General features: G+C 61.0%; 14 protein-coding genes and 2 pseudogenes. 3 read left to right on the top strand and 13 right to left on the bottom strand.

Features of this window, described 5'->3' with window-relative positions; all coding sequences use genetic code 11:
- Positions 1–208: 208 nt before the first annotated feature.
- The 4 genes and pseudogenes from B0G77_RS28565 to B0G77_RS44660 all read right to left on the bottom strand — a co-directional run.
- Entirely contained in the window at positions 209–634 is a 426-nt protein-coding gene (locus tag B0G77_RS28565) for a UPF0158 family protein (protein WP_133665284.1), read from the bottom strand.
- Positions 635–644: 10 nt separating this feature from the next.
- Complete coding sequence (locus B0G77_RS28560; RefSeq protein ID WP_133665283.1) at positions 645–1,775, bottom strand: hypothetical protein; 1,131 nt, start codon at positions 1,773–1,775, stop codon at positions 645–647.
- Between the two features lie 18 nt (positions 1,776–1,793).
- Positions 1,794–4,472, bottom strand: a complete 2,679-nt coding sequence (locus B0G77_RS28555; protein ID WP_133665282.1) for a DEAD/DEAH box helicase — start codon at positions 4,470–4,472, stop codon at positions 1,794–1,796.
- 20 nt (positions 4,473–4,492) lie between these two features.
- A pseudogene (locus B0G77_RS44660) lies at positions 4,493–4,684 on the bottom strand (hypothetical protein); the annotation flags it as partial.
- Between the two features lie 436 nt (positions 4,685–5,120).
- Between B0G77_RS44660 and B0G77_RS28545 the strand changes: the two are divergent.
- Genes B0G77_RS28545 through B0G77_RS28535 form a run of 3 tightly spaced genes read left to right on the top strand, consistent with a single transcriptional unit; the run spans position 5,121 to position 8,016 of the window.
- A complete protein-coding gene (locus B0G77_RS28545) occupies positions 5,121–6,080 on the top strand; it encodes a site-specific integrase (RefSeq protein ID WP_208116516.1) in 960 nt (319 codons plus the stop codon).
- A complete protein-coding gene (locus B0G77_RS28540) occupies positions 6,077–7,021 on the top strand; it encodes a tyrosine-type recombinase/integrase (RefSeq protein ID WP_133665280.1) in 945 nt (314 codons plus the stop codon). Before B0G77_RS28545 ends, B0G77_RS28540 begins: the two co-directional genes overlap by 4 nt.
- Complete coding sequence (locus tag B0G77_RS28535) at positions 7,018–8,016, top strand: site-specific integrase (RefSeq protein ID WP_133665279.1); 999 nt, start codon at positions 7,018–7,020, stop codon at positions 8,014–8,016. The genes B0G77_RS28540 and B0G77_RS28535 overlap by 4 nt, the downstream gene beginning before the upstream one ends.
- Before the next feature lie 114 nt (positions 8,017–8,130).
- Here B0G77_RS28535 and B0G77_RS28530 read toward each other — a convergent pair.
- The 9 genes and pseudogenes from B0G77_RS28530 to B0G77_RS28495 all read right to left on the bottom strand — a co-directional run.
- Positions 8,131–9,666 (bottom strand): annotated as a pseudogene (locus B0G77_RS28530) (phage integrase family protein); the annotation flags it as partial.
- 50 nt (positions 9,667–9,716) lie between these two features.
- The gene (locus B0G77_RS28525; RefSeq protein ID WP_133665277.1) at positions 9,717–10,601 is read right to left on the bottom strand and encodes a hypothetical protein; all 885 of its coding nucleotides are present in this window, start codon (positions 10,599–10,601) and stop codon (positions 9,717–9,719) included.
- A 570-nt stretch (positions 10,602–11,171) separates the two neighbouring features.
- Complete coding sequence (locus tag B0G77_RS43505; RefSeq protein WP_166656292.1) at positions 11,172–11,342, bottom strand: hypothetical protein; 171 nt, start codon at positions 11,340–11,342, stop codon at positions 11,172–11,174.
- Positions 11,339–12,157 carry an ATP-binding protein gene (locus B0G77_RS28520; RefSeq protein ID WP_133665276.1) on the bottom strand — a complete coding sequence of 273 codons (819 nt, stop codon included), beginning with the start codon at positions 12,155–12,157 and terminating at the stop codon, positions 11,339–11,341. Before B0G77_RS28520 ends, B0G77_RS43505 begins: the two co-directional genes overlap by 4 nt.
- A 14-nt stretch (positions 12,158–12,171) precedes the next feature.
- Positions 12,172–14,064: a DDE-type integrase/transposase/recombinase gene (locus B0G77_RS28515; RefSeq protein WP_133665275.1), complete on the bottom strand. Its 1,893-nt coding sequence runs from the start codon at positions 14,062–14,064 to the stop codon at positions 12,172–12,174.
- A complete protein-coding gene (locus tag B0G77_RS28510; protein WP_133665274.1) occupies positions 14,051–14,722 on the bottom strand; it encodes a hypothetical protein in 672 nt (223 codons plus the stop codon). Before B0G77_RS28510 ends, B0G77_RS28515 begins: the two co-directional genes overlap by 14 nt.
- Positions 14,723–14,791: 69 nt before the next feature.
- The gene (locus B0G77_RS28505) at positions 14,792–15,652 is read right to left on the bottom strand and encodes a porin (RefSeq protein WP_243751247.1); all 861 of its coding nucleotides are present in this window, start codon (positions 15,650–15,652) and stop codon (positions 14,792–14,794) included.
- A gap of 188 nt (positions 15,653–15,840) precedes the next feature.
- Positions 15,841–17,283 (bottom strand): MFS transporter, encoded by a 1,443-nt coding sequence (locus B0G77_RS28500; RefSeq protein WP_133665273.1) that lies wholly within the window; start codon positions 17,281–17,283, stop codon positions 15,841–15,843.
- A gap of 238 nt (positions 17,284–17,521) precedes the next feature.
- Positions 17,522–18,445 (bottom strand): dihydrodipicolinate synthase family protein, encoded by a 924-nt coding sequence (locus B0G77_RS28495; protein ID WP_133665272.1) that lies wholly within the window; start codon positions 18,443–18,445, stop codon positions 17,522–17,524.
- Positions 18,446–18,620: the final 175 nt, after the last annotated feature.

Raw genomic sequence — 18,620 nt, 5'->3', positions numbered from 1 at the left:
CAGTGCTTATCATTACGTGGCCGTCCGGCGCTTTCTGTCAAACGAACTAAAGTTGATACGAATTTCTACAAAAGTTGGTGCTTTTTCAGTTCTGTGACGAATTCCGGGCTGAAGAGCCTTGTGTAGCAAGGGTTTCCGGCTGATTGACGTAAAGATGGTACGCTGTGTCGCGAGAGACTTTGGCCTGTCTCACCCGACGCGTCGCGTCTCAATCAAGAATCTCGAGCCCGTTTTCAGCACACCATTGCCTCAGTGCCTTTTCGGCAGAGTCGGCTTCAAATGCATACCAGCGTTCCAGGGCACCTTCGCGCTCGAGTAAATCCTTGAAGCGCGCGTATGCCCCTCGCCGCTGGAAAAACCCTTCAACCTGGTCATCACGTGCAGGCAGCTGCTGTGCGGCGAAGCGCAGGGCGAGACTGCTTCCGAGATCAAGTTCGTTCTTGTGCGGTATCGCGAGGTAGCGATCCGGGTCTTCCAGATCCGCGGGAATCTCCTCCTCGATCGTGTCGATGGCATCGGAAATCCGGTAGATTTTTCCCGTATTGAGCGAGATATACGCCTGGTGTTCCATCGGCGCTGCGTAGCTGACGAAGTCGAAGGCCGAGGAAAGATCATCGAATTTGACGGCGACCATGACGTTGACCTCATCGGGATGTTTTTGCTTTCTGTGGGGATCGTGGTGTCGCCAGCGAACGTGTGGGTGGTTTTTGCGTGGCGGTTGAACGGGGCGCCTTTGGAGCGCCCGCGCGCAGCTTGCCAGCAGGTTTTGCGGCAACGACGGGTTTGACCACCGCTTTAGGCGCCGCCGTTTTGCCTTTCGAGGTCGATTTCGCGCTCGCTGAACGGGTCGCCCCTGGTGCGTCCGCACGCGCCTTGCCAGCAGGTTTTGCGGCAACGACGGATTTGACCACCGTTTTGGGTGCCGCCGTTTTGCCTTTCGAGGTCGATTTCGCACTCGCGGCCGGTTTCGCTGGGATCGATGGCGTGGGAACCCGGCTCGTTTGCGGAGCGGATTGCCTGCCTGCCCGTTTGCGGGCGGCACCAGGTGCGGCGAGCAGCCCGGTGTCGATCTCGATACCGAATACGTCGCCCAGGGCCGCGTCGTCGAGGACCTTGCCCGACGCTGGCGCGGGTCCCGCTGCGGACAATCCGGCACCCGTGCTGCTGACGAGATCGGCGGCGTCCACACCCCGCAGCGTGAAGAGCAGTTCGGGCTGCTGGTCGAACCGGGCGCCGATACCGTACAGCACCGCGGCCACATGCTTGCACATCGACGCCCAGTCCAGGCAGTTGCAACCGAACCGGATATCCTTCGGCGAGGGAAAGAGCCCCGTGCCCGGCTTGCAGATCCGTTCCATCACGGCGCCCGATAGCTTGCCCTGCAGCAGCTCGACCATGGAATCGATCGATGACGCGCAGTCGGCGACCAACGTGCGCCAGTGTTGATTGGCAGACGCACTGACGTCGATCTTGACCGTGTAGAGGCTCGATCCCATGACCTGTGCGTGTATTTTGCCCGCCGTGATCTGCAGATCGATCACCGAACCGTTACGGACGTAGGTGCGCCCGCGCGGCAGGCGGTTGCCGTAGTCGCTGTAGCGTTCCAGGTTATCGCACCACGCCTTGCCCCAGAAGGTTTTCGCGATGGCGCCGCGATACGGCGCGATCGGCGACAGCGTCCTGCCGGTCTTGATTGCTTTCGCGACCTGCTGTTCGGCTTTTCTCCGGCGTTCAGCCACCGGGACATAAGGTTTCCATCCACCGTAGTAACCCATCACATTCCCTTTGCGTAGTCAGGTTTCCTGCGCACGATGTATATCGAGCCTGACGAGATCGAGCAACTCCCGATCGGTCATTTCAGTCAGCAGCAGCTCCGCTCCGGCTTCGAGCACATCCTTCACCAGTTGCTGCTTCGTTTCGATCAGCTGGTCGATCCGATCCTCGACTGTGCCCCGGCAGACGAACTTGTGCACCAGCACGTTTTTGCGCTGGCCGATACGAAAGGCCCGGTCCGTCGCCTGATTTTCCACGGCCGGATTCCACCAGCGATCGAAATGAATCACGTGGGAAGCGGCCGTGAGATTCAACCCCGATCCCCCTGCCTTGAGCGACAGCACGAAGAAGGGTGTCAATTCGTCTTCCTGAAAAAGCCTGACCAGCTCGCGCCGCTTTCCGACCGGGGTGCCGCCATGCAGGATCAAACCCTCGCGGCCAAACAGTGATCCCAGAAACGCCGCCAGGGGCTCGGTGGTTTCGCGAAACTGCGTGAATACGAGTACCTTTTCCTGCTTCGCGGCAATCACGTCGACCAGTTCCCGCAGACGCGCAAATTTGCCGCTGGCCTCAGGCTTCCATGCCGCGTCGCCGAGCCACTGGGACGGATGGTTGCATATCTGCTTCAAACGCATCAGGTAGCTCAGCACGATGCCCTTGCGCTCGATGCCTTCTGCACCGTCGAGCGCGGCGGCCAGGTCCTGGACCGCGCGCTCGTACAGTGCGGCCTGGACGGGACTCAGGTGACACCATGCCTTGAGCTCGGTCTTTTCCGGGAGATCGGCAATGACATTCCTGTCCGTCTTCAGGCGGCGCAGAATGTACGGTCGCACGAGCGAGCGAAGCGGACCGAAGTGCCCGGCTTTCGCGAGACGCCTGCTGAATCCGGCGAAATCCTTCGCCGAGCCCAGCAGGCCCGGATGCGTGAAATCGAAGATGGACCACAGGTCCGCCAGGCCGTTTTCCACGGGGGTACCTGTCAGGGCGATGCGCGACTGCGCCTGAAGTTTCTTGACCTGCCGGGTCTGCCTGGCTCCGGGGTTCTTGATTGCCTGCGCTTCGTCGACGATCGCCAGGCGCCAGCGGATCGTCTCCAGCGCGGGTTGGCGAAGCAGCGCGCCAAAACTGGTGATGACGAGGTCGGTCTGGGCGAGCCGCACCTCATCGAGGCCGCGCAGGGTCTCGGCGGGCGTGACGGAGGGGTGGGCGACCAGGACGCGCAAACCGGGCGCAAAGCGTTCGGCTTCCGAGGCCCAGTTGGCCAGCAAGGAGGCCGGCGCAACGAGGAGGCTGGGACGTGGATCACGCTGTTCGCGCTTCAGGATGAGGAGCAGCGCGAGGATCTGGATCGTTTTGCCGAGCCCCATATCGTCGGCCAGACACGCGCCCAGTTCGAGCCGGCTGAGCAGGTAGAGCCACTGCACGCCCGCGTGCTGGTACGGTCGAAGCTGCGCATGCAACCCGGGGCCCGGCTCGACGCGCGCCAGGCCTTGCGGTTGACGCAGGTTCTGAAGGGTATCGGCCAGCCAGGGACCGGCCACGACCTGCGCCCAGTCGTGTTCTTCAGGCACTTCGGCATCATTGCCCGGCACGCCTGCCAGCAGGCGTAGCGCGTCGTTGAGTGGGAGCCCCGATTGCGCGGCCTGCCCGAGATCTTCGAAGCGTTGCAGAAGACGGCCGAGCTTCCGGGTATCCACCTCGATCCAGCGCCCGCGGATCCACTGCAGGCCGTCGGCGCCCTTGAGCAGCTTTCGGACTTCGGCGGGGCTTAATGGTTCGCCCTCGAGCGAGACTGCCAGATTGAAATCGAGCAAGGCATCCTTGCCGACGAGCGACGGCGGTTTCGTGCCCACACTGGCCGTGACGCTCGGCCGCGCGGGACGACCCGTCGTCCACGTACCGGGCAGCCGGACGATGATGCCGGCGGCCTCGAGTGCCGGCAAATCCTGGAGCAGGTGCCAGGCCTCGGTGGGCGTCCAGCGCAGCGGATGATAGATCTCGCGCGACTCAAGCATGGAGCGCACCCAGTCGCAACACTCGGCCGCCCGCTGAACGGGGAGCAGCAGCGAAAGAAGCTGCGCCTTGTTGCGCGTGCCGGAAAATTCCTCGAGCGAGCGCGACAGGGGCTGATGCTGGGTCTTGCCATGCGCGGAGACGCGCGCCGTATAAGTGGCCAGAAAAGCGAACGGGGCGTCCGGGTCTTTCCGGTTCTCGGCAAGGTTGAAGTGGACCCGGCCCACCAGATTCCAGGTGGAATGACGTGACCTGAGAAATGCCTGAAGCGAGCCGCCCGTGCTGGCCAGCTCCTGGCGCAGGGCGTTGCCGATCTCGCCCCACAGTCTCGCGAGCACTTGCGGCGTGAGATATTCGACGCCCGTCATGGGTGGGGCATCGTCGATCAGCCTCCCGATGTCCCGGGCGTCCGGTTCGGCGACTGCGATGTCCCCGTCTGTGGCCGTCGTGCATAACGCTGTGACGTAACGCATGGCGAAGTCGCGCCACCAGCCCCAGGCGGGGGGCAGTGCCCGTCCGATTACCGTGCTGCCGAGATAGAGCAGGCCGTGGCCTGCGCCGGCCTGGAAAGCGCGGTCGAGCGCGATGTCTTCCGGCACAGGGGGAGCATCGGTTTTCGGCACCGCAAGAAGATGACCCGTCGGCGTGATGTTGGGCGCAAGATGATCCGTATTGATCGAAGGCATGATGGTCGAAGGCGCTGATTTCACTGCAAGTCAGACGGTGTACGCTGTTTCCTGATGCGACGTCCAAAGGCCTCAGCGAACTGCCGGGCGCGCTTGAGGTCGTCTCCGCGCAGGTACATCGAGGTCGTTGAGATGGACGAGTGGCGCAGGTTGTCGCGTACGCTCGTCAGTTCCGCGCCGCGCGCGAGTGCATGACTGGCGTGGGAGTGCCGCCTATCTCTTTGAAGAGATAGGCGGCACTATGTTCCCTGCCGGACTATGTCTTGTAAGCCCGGGATGCTGCTCTTTTCGAGGGCAATGGGCGAAGCCAGATAGAGATAGTCTGGGGCTCCTTTCCACTGCACCCCAACATCGGGGAAGGAGCTCAACGTGAAGTACGTCATCCATGATCAGGCGGTCCTTTCACGACCACCTGAGGGGCCACTTGCGACGCTTCTCGCCTCGTTTGCAAGAGCGCTGAGTGAACAGGGATACAGTGCGTATTCCCTGCATCGGCAAGTGCGCATTGCAGCAGACTTTAGCAGATGGCTTGAACACACAGATATCGGAATACGCCGCATCTGCGCTGACCATGCCAGACGGTATTTGCGACATCGCGCACGAATCGTTCGACTGTGCCGCGGAGATCGCGCCGCGCTTGGACACCTCATGGAGTTCCTACGCAGTAGGCAAGCAATTCCCGCTGAGAAGGCACCGGTTTCCCAGCCGTCGCCTATTGAGCGCTGTATCAATACCTACGTAGCGTACTTACGCGAAGCACGCGCCCTGACCGAGGCGACGATTCGCAACTACGTGCCCTTTGTCCGCGGTTTCCTCGAGGACTGCTTCGGCAATCATCGGGTCAAGCTTTCCCGCTTGCGCGCGAGCGATATCGTGAGATTCGTGCGACGTCAGGCGCCACGTTTACACCCGAAGCGTGCGAAGGTCTTGACCGCTGCGCTGCGATCCTTTCTACGCTATGCGAGCTATCGGGGCGACGTGGCGCTCGATCTCGCCGCAGCCGTGCCCGTTGTCGCAAACTGGTCGATGCCTGCGATTCCTCGCGCGATTGCGCCGGATCAAACCCGACGATTGCTTGCAAGCATCGATCGACGAAGCGCCGTTGGCCGTCGCGACTATGCCATTGTGCTCCTGCTTGCCAGACTTGGATTGCGATCGGGAGAAGTAGCTTTCCTTGAACTCAGTGACATCGACTGGGCCGAGGGACGCCTGACCGTTCGCAACAACAATGGGTTGCGCAACGAGTTGCCCTTACCCGCCGACGTCGGCAGGGCAATCGCTGCATATCTGAGCCACGACCGACCGCCTGGCCCATGTCGGCGGGTATTCTTGCGCTCAAGAGCTCCATTCACCGGATTTCGCAGCGCGTGCGCGGTCGGCTCCGTTGTGAGTCATTCGCTCCAGCGTGCCGGCATCGTTGCACCGACTATGGGAGCACACCAGTTTCGCCATGGATTGGCCACTGAGATGCTGTGCCATGGTGCGTCGCTTGGCGAGATCGGCGAACTCCTTGGACACCGGCATGCGCAGACCACGAGGATCTACACGAAGGTCGATATTAAGGCGCTGCGTGCGCTGGCCGTTCCATGGCCGGGAGGTCAGCGATGAACACGCTTCGGCAAGCCATTCAGGAGTACGTTGTCGTGAGACGTGCCCTGGGATTCAAGCTGTATGAGGCAGACAAGGGATTGCGCGACTTTGTCTCGTTCATGGAGAAACGCCACGCCTCTTATATCACGCAATCGCTCGCTCTCGAGTGGGCCCAGCAACCATCACATTACCAACCTGCAAGCTGGGCACAGAGGCTAAGCTTCGTTCGTATGTTCGCGCGTTATCGCAGAGCGACCGATCCACGCACTCAGATCCCAGCACAGGGCCTGCTTCCATTTCGTCCGAGGCACGCACGACCATATCTCTATTCGGACGGCGAGATTCGGGCGCTGTTGGGCGCAGCACTGCAAATGCCATGTAGGTTTCAACGCGATAAACTGCAGCCATGGACTTATCACTGCCTGTTTGGACTCCTCAGCGTGACGGGAATGCGTCTGGGCGAAGTCAGAAACCTTGAGCTTGAAGACGTCGATCTGACGACAGGAGTGTTGACGATCCGCGGCACCAAGTTCGGCAAGTCGAGACTTGTGCCTTTACATGCCTCGACCTGCAAGGTACTGGCCGCCTACATTGCACGACGGGGATGTCATTGGACAGGGCGAACCGTGTCACCCTATGTGTTCGCTTCCAACAGGGGGAACCGGCTGGCCAGCAGCGAGATTCATCGCACCTTTTATCGACTCTCCCGTCAGATTGGACTGCGCGGCGAATCCGAAAGCCACGGGCCACGCCTGCACGACATGAGGCACGTCTTTGCGACGAGAACACTTTTACATTGGTACCGCTCTGGACAGGACCCCGAGCGCCGTCTGCCCATCCTCTCAGCCTACCTCGGTCATGTCCATGTGGCCGATACGCAGTGGTACCTCAGCGCATCGCCGGAACTCATGCGCGAGTCGATGCGCCGACTCGAGGGGCAGTGGGAGAACCGCTCATGAACACATCAGCCAGCTTTGCTCCGCTTCTGGAGCGTTTCTTTATGCAGCGCCTGATGCAGCAGCGGCAGGCCAGTCCTCACACGATCATCTCGTATCGCGACACCTTTCGTCAGTTTCTGAGGTTCGCCCAGCAACACCTGCATAAGCCGCCGTCAAGTATGGACCTCAAGGAGATTGACGCTCCTTTGGTCGTCGCATTTCTGGACGACCTGGAGAAGCATCATGGCGTAAGCGTTCGCAGCCGCAATCTTCGTCTCACTGCAATTCATTCGTTCTTCCGGTTCGCGGCACTCGAAGCCCCGGAGCATTCCGCGCAGATCCAGCGCGTGCTTGCCATTCCCAGCAAGCGCTTCACCCGCACGCTTGTCAACTTCCTGACCCGTCCGGAGGTTGACGCACTGCTTGCCGCACCTGATCAACGTACCTGGTCCGGTCGACGTGATCACGCCTTCCTGCTAGTGGCTGCGCAGACCGGCCTGCGTTTATCCGAGATGACTGGTCTCAAACGGGAGGACCTCGTTCTCGGTGCCGGCGCTCACGTGCGCGTGATCGGCAAGGGACGCAAGGAGCGCTGCACGCCGGTCACAAGGTCTACGCGTGCCGTACTGGAATCCTGGTTGCGTGAGCCGCAGCGCGGTGATGGTGATGTGCTGTTTCCGAGCGCTAGCGGAGGGCGTCTCAGTGTCCACGGCGTTCAGTATTTGCTAAACAAACATCGCGAAGCGGCGTCAAGAATGTGTCCCTCCTTGAACAAGAAGCGGATCACTGTCCACTGCTTGAGGCATACGGTAGCTATGGACCTTCTTCAATCGGGCGTCCCCCGTTCAGTGATTGCGTTGTGGCTCGGACACGAATCGGTAGAAACGACGCAGATCTATCTCGAGGCGACGCTTGCAATGAAGGAGCAGGCCCTTGCGAAGATGTCGCCTTTACGCGGCAAGGCGGGACGCTTCCGCCCTCCAGACCAGCTGCTCGCCTTCCTGAACAGCCTGTAGGGTCACGAAACTATGTCGGGTGACCGGAGCGGTGCTTCTGTTCTGAGGCGCGCAACCGTTGGGCCAATATGAACTCTCATCCATATCGCCCGACATAGTCCGGCAGGGAAGATAGTGCCGCATCCAGTGCGGGCTCGCGCGGCACAGTTTTTCCGCCAGCAGCGGATGATCACCCTCCAGCACGCCAGCGGCCTCCACGAAGAACCGGCGCATGACGCGCCACAGGTGCGCGCCCGTAATACCCGCGCCCTCATTCTCGCCGAGGCTGGCGAGGATTGGCGTCGCCGGGCTCCAGCGCTCCCGTGAGACCGGCAGCCGTCGTTCAAGCAGATATTGATCAAGCGCATCGGTTGCCAGCGGCGGTAACGCCACCCTGCCGGGTTTGCTGCCTTTGCCAATGAGGTGAAGCCACGACTCGCCGTGCCCATCAGCACGGATGTCGCGCAGCACGGCGCCCACGAGTTCGCTCGCGCGCAGGCCCGTCGCGTAGCCGAAGTCGAGCAGGAAGCGCAGCCGCTGTGCGGCCGGTCCGGACCAGCCGTACGACCACTCGAGACCGTCCGCAAAGGCCCGCAGCAGCAGCCACTCGCCCTCGGTGAAGCCTCGCGTCGTGTCGAGTTCGGGGCGCAGCGCCGCGCCGCGAACCTTGACGCCGGCAAAGGGGTTGGCCAGCACGTAGCGCTGCTCGATGAGCCATCGATACAGCGCCGAGAGGACCGTCAATGCGTAGGCAGTCGAGCGCGCCGACAGGCCGCCCGTGAAGGGGCGCCATTCGACAGAATCACGCGGTCGCGGGGGACCGACCCAGCGTTCACGGCGCGAGGGACGGCGTACAAACGTCCGGTATGCAATCGCGTCGTCGGTCGTCAGCGACGAGAACGCGCGGCCTCGCTCGACGATGGCCCAGAGGATCAGCCGCTCGGCTTCCTTGCGGTAGGCGCGCTGCGTCGTGACTGTTTCGTGCAGCGCGAGCCACGCCTGCACGGCCTCGTAGTCGTTCGTGGCATTGAGCGTGCAGGTCTCGCGCGGGGCGCGCAACGTACCCTGCGAACCGTCGACTTCATGCGGCAGCCGTAGCTGCTCCCACGGCACGATACCGGCCGGCTGCGTGAGCGTGATCAAGGCACGGGCACGCTCGGTCAAGGCAGGGTGCGCGGCGAAGAACGCTTCGATGGCGTGCGCGCCGGTCGCCCCGAGCCCCTTGATCCGGGTCCACCACTGGCGCCGGCGCGGAATGCGTACCGTCAGATCCGTGAGCGTACGAATGCCGTGCGCATGCAGCGCCCGCACTGTGCGCGGCGCGAACCACAGCGCGACGTCGTCGGTCACCTGCGGTTGTGGTACGGGCAACGATCCAAGCGTCCTGATCGTGCGCTCGACCGTGCCCGCCCGTGCGTGCCGTTGCGTGGGTGTATGTTCGAAGACTGCCGCCAGATCGGGCCGATGCCGGCTATGCGCAAAGGCGATCAGTTGCCTGCGGATGTCTCCGATGAGACCCCGCGAGGAAACGCCTGCCGCCCTGCGCCCGCCCAGGTAGCGGGCCACGGCTGCGCGCGAGGACAGGCCCGCATACCAGCCGCGCAGGGCGGCAAGCGAGTCGGCATCGGGGAAACCCTGCCCGGCGGGCTCCTGGGTCTGACGCGTTTCCATGGTGCCAATTTTTCATGTACGAAATGAATGACGCGATAATATCAATTATCTCACTGCTTCGAATTTTTAAAATTTTTCTCGAGCGCAAAAGACTGTGTGCCGCCTTGAAAAGGCGGGTGCAGGCGTGCCAGTTCAGCGGGCCGCACGAGTAGCGCGTGAAACAGATATTTTTCTCTGGCACGCATGAACCGCATAATGCGCGCCCATGCGCAGGCTGACCTCGCCAGATCTTGCGCCAGCCACGCGAACATCTGCTCCCGCCAGCGATCCGGAGGAAACTCAGCGGGACGGTGTGGTGCGTGGGCAAGCCATCCGGTCAGGCCCACGGCTGGCATGCAAGGCTCGTGTTCTGCCGCGCATGTGCGCGAGAAACCGTACCAGCTGATTGACCAGCCGAGAGCAGTGGCCTGATCGGCACTCAAGTCCTGGGTGTGGGCGACAATCGCATCGCAGCGATTTGGCACGAACAGATACATCGGAGCAATTCGACGGATATCACCAAAGAGGTCGCACCCGACATGCTTCAGAACCTGTTCGTATTCCAGAAAATCGTCGTCGAAATGCGGCCAGTCGTCACGAGCCCAGGCAATGACGCCAGTTTCCCAATCTTCGTCTGGTGACGGAACAATTCGGCCTTGATGCACCATGGCGAGCTTAACGCTGCACCGGTCAGTGAGCTCCGCAAGTGAAGGTGGCGGTACTTCGTAAAGCCGGTTCAACAACTGGATGCAGCGGGCCCGGCATAGCATCCGGATTTCGATGTCTGCGGCAGATTGAGGCGCGAATCTTCCCGTGACCGGGGCGCGCGGCGGAAACGGCATGGCGGCGACCGCCATCATCGCATCGGCGACATGGATCTGCCAGCGTTTGAAGATTCGGGCCAGCCGGCCATTGGCGGGTACGCAGCGGCCGGCGGGACGATTGAGTCCTGGCACCCATGGCGTGCCGCAGTAGGCGCACGCCAACGGATGCTTTGCCAGATTGCTGTTGAGCGTATACGGTATAGCCGCAGCGCATTTGTGGCAACCACCGCGCAAGCGGGATCCATGTACTGGGCATCGTTCGATAAATCGCCACTGAAACCACGCCGCGTGAAACCCCCGTTCAAGGCACCTGGGACAGTAACGCAATTCGGTGGCCGCCCATGCCAGAGCGGGATGGCCAGAGGGCAGACAGAATCCGTCGAGCGCTGCTGCCTCCGCAATCTCAAGCAGGCTGCAGAGTCGGGAGGACACGAAACGGTCAGCGCGCCGAAGGTCCACGCCTGCACAACAGGTTTCATCGGCGCGTACGGCAACGAGGCTTGCCAGCGCGTGCAGCGACAGCCGGTTGAGCAGCGAGAATTTCGACAGTCGCATCCACATGGATTCGCCGTCGCTGCTCCATTCGGGACGGGTTGTGTAGCGTGCCGGGACGATGCGCGTTGGCAACACCAGCGGCTGCCAGGAGTGATCGCTCCAGTCAGGCGGTATGGCAGCGGTAATATTCATGACGGGGCGCGATCCCTAGCGCGGCGTGATGGCGGACAACATGGGTCGACCTGCTTTCTGCCCCAGCACATAACGACTTCGTTCGACCATCTCGTTCCAGAAGAGGGCGTCGAACTTCAGGGTTTCACTGTCTCGGGCTGAACCGGACAGCAGTGCGGCTTCGACCGCGGCAGTGAAGTATTTCATGCCGATCTCCACCGGCCCATCCAGATTCGCCTTGATGTGTGCGTCTTCGAATGCATCCCACAACCGGGCCGCGGATTCTGCGAGACGCAGCCCCGCCGCATACGCCTTTGGCACGAAGAATCGCACGTAGCTCCAGCCCGAGTCGCGGGACATTCGCCGTTGTCATAGGTCGCGAGAACGGCCGCGCATTCGGCCGCGCTGACAATGCCCCGAAACGCGAGCTCCTCGACCATGAATCGCGCGACAATCTGTTCCTTGTCCTGCGCCTGGAAGACCGATTTCTGTGCGAGCAATTGCGGTTGTCCGACCAGAAAGGTGAACAGGCGCAGCGCGTTGCTCTCCATCTCGTCGTGCAGGTCACGCAGCCATTCGTACTCGATTTCACGCAGGTTTTGCGCTTCGTCGGCGAACAGGATGACACGATCGTCGCCCTTGTTTTCGGCCACCTGCCGCAGCTTGTGCAGCAGGCGACCGCGCAGCGCCGCCTTGGACGCGCCGCTTTGCGCGGGATGCTTGACGGTATGCAGCAGCGCCGAAAAGAAGTTGTTTTCCGAGGCCGTTTGTGAGCGCGGGCAACGCAACACATACACGGAAATCTTTGGATATCGCCGTTCAAGATCCTGGCGCAGGAATTCGATGGCGTAAGTCTTCCCGATACGGGGGCGACCATGAATCAGAGCCCCGGTGATATAGAGAAACAGACATTCATCGATGAGCTTGCGAAAGGCTGCGATGGAGGGCGTGGGAACCCGGTACTTGCGTCGGCAAAGAGGATGTTCGTCGTAGGCAACCGGTCGGTGAATGTCGTCGGACATGCAGGTTCTCCCTGTCAGCGGTTTTGTACCTTCAGATCCCCCAGATCAACGGGCACCACCACGGCATTCGCCTGGCGACGACGCGTGGGTGGGGTGGGCGTCTGGGACGCAACCGCCGACACAGTGTCCGGCCCGTCACCAGAGGTCTGCTGCGAAAGCTGCATGATGGCCGTGGCCTGTTTGCGGCTGCGCTTCCTGAGGCGCCGCTGGGCTTCGGACAACACCTGCACGGGATTCTGCTCACCGGCAAACTTGAGCTTGCCCAGTCGCCGCTGTCGCAGGATGTGCTTGCGCAGCCGCAACGTGTGCCGGCTGTAGCGCCAGCCCTCATGGACAGCGAGGCGGCCGAGCTCGGCTCCGTTGGGCAGATAGGCCCATGCCTCGCGCATGTCGGCAGGATTCGGATAGACGCGAATTCTTTCACCGTTGAGCCCAGGCGTGCGCTGCAGCACCTCGTTGCTGTACCTTGCACCGTAAAAGCTGATGTAGGGCGCGACGCCTCGCGCCACACTACCTCGTACCGTGCACAAATGAACCGATTGCAACTGGTGCAGCCGGGCGCGCAGCAACTGGGGCAACGTGCGCACGGCAGTCTGCTGATGGGCGATGGCCAGTTGTAGCGCCTCCAGCGGCGTGCGCCCGTTCAGGCCGTCGTGTGGCGATGCGTGATAGTTCGCGATGGTCACGTCCAGCAACTCTTCGAGCTCAGGCAAGGTGATCAGTTGTTCCACGGGTACGCGTCTGCCTCGCTGACCTGCCGGATCTTCCGGGTTGCGGCCGGTGGTGCCAACAACCTGCCTGGACATGCGGTCCGTCAGCGTCAGGAAGAATCGTTCGATGAAAGGCCGTGTCGTCGGCTGCGCAACGGGGCCCGCTTCCAGCCGGCAACCGATGAACTGGCAGGCCGGCACGAAGGTTTCCTCGCTCAGATGTGCCGCGGCGTTATCGACCTTCAGGACATCCCAGCATGCGTAAGCGACTTCCGGGCAGACATCCGACGCGAAACCGGCCCCCGGTCGATATGTCAGCCCGGCAATGAGTAGCTGGTCACGTTTGCGGCGTGGCCGAAGTGCGTCCTGCATCGCGGCCAGTACATCGTGGTGGTTGTATTCGGGCGCGGGCACAACCTGCCAGCCCAGCACGACGCGGGTGCAGACATCGATCAGCGTGACCACGAACAGGCGCTCCGTTTCAAGATCGACGCTGACGCCGGAGGGCTCAGTAAAACGAATCCTCAGCCGCAGGTCCAGCTTGTGGCCATCCAGTTCGACCACGGAAAACGGACGGATGGTGGTTTCCCAGGCGCGCTCGCGACTGTCCGTGCGGCGTACTGGAACCCGCGCCTCGAGCCGGCGCCTCACCCAGCGCGCCAATGACCGGTATCCCATCTCGTCCTGGCTGAGCGGCCAGGCCTGCGTGCCAAGACCCGCTTCCCGGCAGGCCGCGATCAGCTTTGACTGCACATTTCGGAGTCCATAGAGCCGGCCGTTTTTTGCGATTCCCAGCGTACCAGCCCCAACTTCCCGTTCCAGCATCTGGGCCAGTTGCGGCAACTGTTCGAACAACTGCCCCAGCGCGCCTGTCAACCCTCCGCGCTGTGAGCGTCGAACCGCCGGGACAATACGGCGGTAGCTTTTCGTTCGGACGTGCGGAATAAGTCCGCGAAAGCCCTGGATCCTGCCATCGGGATGGGGAGCAAGACAGCGCTCCAGAAGGCGCGTCAGGGTACTCCGGTTGATGTCGAACTGTCGCTTCAGATCGACAGGCGGCGTGCCGCGCAGGTAAGCCTGGATGGCGCCTTCGCGCTTCTGGTAGACCAGCAGGCGAGCAGGATCGATTGCCGACGGATCGACCCCGGGCCATGCGCTGCAATCTGCCAGTTGTTCGGGAATGTCACTGAGCTTCATGTGTTTCCCCGCGATGATATCGGTTCACCCGTGTGTGCCGGCTGAACGCAAGCGTGACCAGACCTGGACTGATGAGCTGACCGCTATGCAGTCCGGCGATCACCGCCGTTCGGACGAGCACGGGGTCGATGCGGGGAAAATGCTGCTCAGCTTCATCGATGGTCGCGGAGTGATCGAAGAATTCGACGACATTCGCGAGCAAGGTTGGCTCGATCAGATGTGCGCCTGTTGCCAGATAGGGAAGTAATAGCATCCAGTTCTGGATCCAGATGCGATGACATTCGATTTCCTTTCTTGAAATGATCTCGACATCTGGCGCCGACCGGCTGGTCTGCGCCTCGGGTTGCGGTTCATGCACGTCGGCACTATCGTCAATGCTCAGCCACTGCTCCCTTCCATCACGCATGACCCAAAAGTCAGCCAATGGCTCCGTCACCCCTTCGACGGACAGCGCAGGCCGTTCACAGTAGCTCGTCACCCCGGGATTTGCCTCGAGCATGATCCATAGGCGAAGCTGCATCGCCGAGGAAAAGAGAATCGGACGTTGCAGTTTGGGTGCCCAGGCGTGATGAAGGGTTTGTCTGGGAAGACGCCGAACGGGTAAAGGAACCGGAGAATTCATGAATGACGTAAAGTTGGAACATTCATAATCGATCAACTTTAGTTCAATTTCTTCGAAAGTTGCAAGTTTAAGTCACTCGGGGTTGACGTAAAGATGGAACCCTCATCAACGTTGTCGCGGCCTGACGCGGGTTTCAGCCGATGCCGCGGTTCTATGTTTACTTGTCATCGCCCACGCCCCGTAGAGCGTCACGACCTTGAAATCGTACGCTGCGCCCGCGAGATAGGCATACTGCGCTCCCACCGGCCCTGCTGCGGTGTACCGCACGCGCTGGCCGGACAGCACTGCCGTGAGACCGTGACCTTGATAATTCAGGTGAACGCCGAGGTTACCGATGCCAGGCGAACCCGCAACGCCACCAAGGCCGTAGATTACCGTTGCGCCGAAACCCTTGAAGTCCGGGGTCGTGTACCTGGCGGTGTAATTCCACACCGTATCTCCGATGATCGTACCTCCATAACTGGTCACGAATGTCTGGACAACGAGCGGAGAAAACACGACAGATGATCCGAATGGATTGACGAGGGATTCTGCCGTATAGGTCGGATTTCTTTGCCGCCCCAAGGTCAACTGGCCGAAGTCGCCTTTAAATCCGACGTACGCATTGCGTGACCAGAATGGTTCCGTCGCACTGCGACCCTGCGCGCCATTTTGAGGCTGGAAGAAGCTCTCAAGGGCGAAGATGGCGCTGACGCCGCCGCCGAGGTCTTCCTTGCCGCCGATTCCCCAGAAGGAAGTGGTGAGTCCGCCGCTCCCCATCAGTACCGTAGATTGCGGCGTGTCGCTACGTTTGAGACTCCCGACATAGGTGCCGATGAGCCCATAAAGTTGGACCTGCGAACCGCTATCTGCGTGTGCGCCGGCAGAAGTCAATGCCAGACCTGAGCAGAAAAGCGCCGTCACTCCAAGCGTACCAACGACTCTCCGTGCGGGAGAGCGGGCCATTACCCGTTGTGCCTTTTTCATTTCGGTTGTCTCCATTCATATTTTTTGTGAGGAATCTTTTCGTGTGTCATCACTAAGTACTACTGATGGATCATCCTTGAGTGCTGGCGCGTGTCGCAAGCATGTCGCCGAAGCTAACGGTGTTACGAGCCAGGTAACTCCTTCCCTTGAGCCATATCAGGAGAAGGAGCCGTAAGGGACGCGAGTGGCTACGGGGAAATCTCTTCGAGAGCGCGATTGGTCGTCTCCACCATTCGCGCGGCGACGAAGAACCCCACTGCGCTGACCACGGCAAACATGATGAATACCGCAGCGATGCCTTTCCCTGTCAATACGACGCCGACGATCGCTGGTGCAGCAGCAGACGCTGCTCGCAACCAGGAAGTCGCGAGACCAGTACCGATGGCGCGCATCCGGGTCGGATAGATTTCAGGGGTGTAAAGGTACAGAAGTACGGTTGTGGTTGCGATCACAGCGTAGGCCGACGATCCCAGGAACATCACTGACCAGGCGCTGCCAGCTCCGTGAATGCCCAGAGCGGCGAGCAGTATTGCGCTGATGATGAAGCATGCCATGGCCCAGCGGCGGCGGCCTACCCGGTCAATCAGCAACGCGCAGGCAAGCACCCCGCACGTGCTAAGGACATTGGAGATGGACGCCATGTGAAGCGACTCTTGCAGAGGCAGATGGTAGACCGTCCGGTAGAGGCTGGGCAGCCAGTTGTTAATGCCATTGGCCACAAAATAAGAGCTCGCCCAGAGCAACCACACGACAACGGTGCGTCCTCTGTAGAACGGGGAGAAGAGTTCTTTCCAGGTTCCATTTTTCTTCGACTGGAGGCCGTTCAGAAGGCTCACAACGCGCTCGTCAACTTCGGCCCTCTGCGTTTGCGTATCGAGGTTGCGTTTCGTCGAGCTTGCCTCCAGACGCTCGATGATTCGTTCCGCTTTATCGAAACGACCCCTTGCAATGAGCCAGCGCGGCGATTCCGGAAGGCGGGCGATCAGGATCGCTACCGCGATGCCCGGAATCCCGCCGATGAGGGACATATACTCCCAGCCGAAGCGGGGGACGATGAAGGCACCGAGTTGCGCGGCCGCAAGAAGACCCAGCGGGAAAATGAGTTCGTACAGGATGAAGAAACGTCCCCGGCCATGGGCTTGAGACAGTTCGTTAATGTACGTGGCCGCCACGGGCACTTCTCCGCCCACTCCGATACCTTGCAGGAAGCGCATCAAAAACAGCATATGCAAGTTGCCGGTGAAGGCGCATACGATGCTCATTGCCGACATGGCACTGACCGTTATGGTGGCGCTCGGCACCCGGCCAATGCGCTCAGCAAGCCAACCGAACACCAACGCTCCTACGACCTGGCCGAGATAGCCGGCGGCAATCAGCGCGCCAATCTGGGCGGCAGAAAGATGCCACAGGCCGACGAGCACAGGAAGCACGAAAGCAAGCGAGAGGGCCTCAAATGCGTCAAAGAGGGTCGCGCTGCCCATGACGATGCGTGCCTTGGTGTGCCACCTGCAGAACGGTACGTTCTCTATGCGGAACAGCAGGTTTGCCGCACGCAACTGCTCGCTGACGGTGCGTGTTTCGCTCTCGGGTTGACCAATGCCCACGCCGTAGGCGGTCGAAGGGGTGATCATGCTGTCTCCTGTAAAGCTGCATTTTATGGACCCTCGGTCTTTTTCTTGTTTTGAAGCACCGATCGCATTTTTTTATCTTTTGTGTCGCGGCTTCGGAGCTTTTTCGGTCGTTTCCCGATCCTGTTAGGGGCGAGGCGCGGAACGAGGTGTCGCGCGTCACCGTTATCTGTTAACGCTGATAGCGAAGCGGTGCATCGCTTCGCTATCGTCATCCGGCTATTGGTGCACAGCTCCCTCGTCAGTCGACGAGGCCCGCCGAACGAAGCGCGTCTGCAATTTCAACGTCTGCGCCTTCCGCAAGCGGCAGCAATGGCGAACGCACCGTGGCGTGCTCGAGGATGCCTCGGGCAACGAGACCGTGCTTGAGTGCAACGGTGCCTTCCATGTGCGAGCCGCGGTGGTAGACGTTGCGGGTCACGGGCAGAAGGCGATCATGGATCGCGCGAGCTGCCTGGTAATCTTTCGCCTTGCCTGCTTTGATCAGCTCGACGAGCGGCTCGGGGGCCAGTCCGCCGTAGCCGACGAGCGCACCGTCAACGTCGAACATCGTATGGAGGAGATATTCGTCGTGGCAGGTCAGGATCTGCAATTCCGGACGCTCGCGACGGATGACGGGGATTTCCGTGTCCCACCGACGCATGTTGCGCACACCGTTCTTCATCGCGAAGACGCCCGGCTGCGCAGCAATGTCCAGTTGCGTTTCGAGGTTGTAGGTCGCCTTGGTCGCATCCGGGTACTGGAAAAGAATCAGGGGCAGTCCGCTGCCTTCGTAGATGGCGCGGTAACGGTCTTGCGGTGCGCCCTTCTGGTAACCGAAGCGCAGCCAGCCGTGCGACGGGTATACCAGACCGGCCGACGCGCCGGCTTCCACGGCACGCTTCGCTTCTTCGACCGCCACTTCAGTGCCTTCCAGCGTGATACCGGCGATGACGGGGATCTTGCCGTCAACGGACTTCACGAAGCTCTGGATGACCTCAGCCTGTTCTTTCTGCGTGAGGAACGTACCTTCGCCAGCGTGTCCAAGAACCGTCAGACCTTTAACACCCTCGATGCTGCCGAGCCAGGAACCCAGCCGTTGAATTGCTGCGTGGTCTACCGCTCTGTCGCGGGTGAAAGGGGTAACGGGTGCCGGGACCAAACCGCGCAGATCGATCGCTTTCATGACGTCTCCATCCAAATTGAGCTTTTCGGCTCCTCTTTCCGCAGAGGAGAGCCCGCTGCTCGTTACGCTAAAGCCGGAACAACGGTGCATGGGTTGCAGTGTAGGGAGGGTCGGCCCATGCGAGAACTCACAAACGGGACATTTCAGATATACTGATCTGACATATCTTTCTGGG

It is taken from the genome of Paraburkholderia sp. BL10I2N1 (genome assembly GCF_004361815.1).
Lineage (GTDB): Bacteria > Pseudomonadota > Gammaproteobacteria > Burkholderiales > Burkholderiaceae > Paraburkholderia.
The sequence above is the reverse complement of the archived record's forward strand: the minus strand, read 5'-3'. Positions and strand labels throughout refer to the sequence as shown.

Excerpts from the sequence above, each read along its gene's own strand:
- B0G77_RS28565 (WP_133665284.1), bottom strand. The coding sequence starts at position 634 with ATGGTCGCCGTCAAATTCGATGATCTTTCCTCGGCCTTCGACTTCGTC.
- B0G77_RS28495 (WP_133665272.1), bottom strand. The coding sequence starts at position 18,445 with ATGAAAGCGATCGATCTGCGCGGTTTGGTCCCGGCACCCGTTACCCCT.
- B0G77_RS28500 (WP_133665273.1), bottom strand. The coding sequence starts at position 17,283 with ATGATCACCCCTTCGACCGCCTACGGCGTGGGCATTGGTCAACCCGAG.
- B0G77_RS28540 (WP_133665280.1), top strand. The coding sequence starts at position 6,077 with ATGAACACGCTTCGGCAAGCCATTCAGGAGTACGTTGTCGTGAGACGT.
- B0G77_RS28555 (WP_133665282.1), bottom strand. The coding sequence starts at position 4,472 with ATGCCTTCGATCAATACGGATCATCTTGCGCCCAACATCACGCCGACG.
- B0G77_RS28515 (WP_133665275.1), bottom strand. The coding sequence starts at position 14,064 with ATGAAGCTCAGTGACATTCCCGAACAACTGGCAGATTGCAGCGCATGG.
- B0G77_RS28535 (WP_133665279.1), top strand. The coding sequence starts at position 7,018 with ATGAACACATCAGCCAGCTTTGCTCCGCTTCTGGAGCGTTTCTTTATG.
- B0G77_RS43505 (WP_166656292.1), bottom strand. The coding sequence starts at position 11,342 with ATGAAATACTTCACTGCCGCGGTCGAAGCCGCACTGCTGTCCGGTTCA.
- B0G77_RS28545 (WP_208116516.1), top strand. The coding sequence starts at position 5,121 with ATGGAGTTCCTACGCAGTAGGCAAGCAATTCCCGCTGAGAAGGCACCG.
- B0G77_RS28560 (WP_133665283.1), bottom strand. The coding sequence starts at position 1,775 with ATGGGTTACTACGGTGGATGGAAACCTTATGTCCCGGTGGCTGAACGC.
- B0G77_RS28520 (WP_133665276.1), bottom strand. The coding sequence starts at position 12,157 with ATGTCCGACGACATTCACCGACCGGTTGCCTACGACGAACATCCTCTT.
- B0G77_RS28505 (WP_243751247.1), bottom strand. The coding sequence starts at position 15,652 with ATGAAAAAGGCACAACGGGTAATGGCCCGCTCTCCCGCACGGAGAGTC.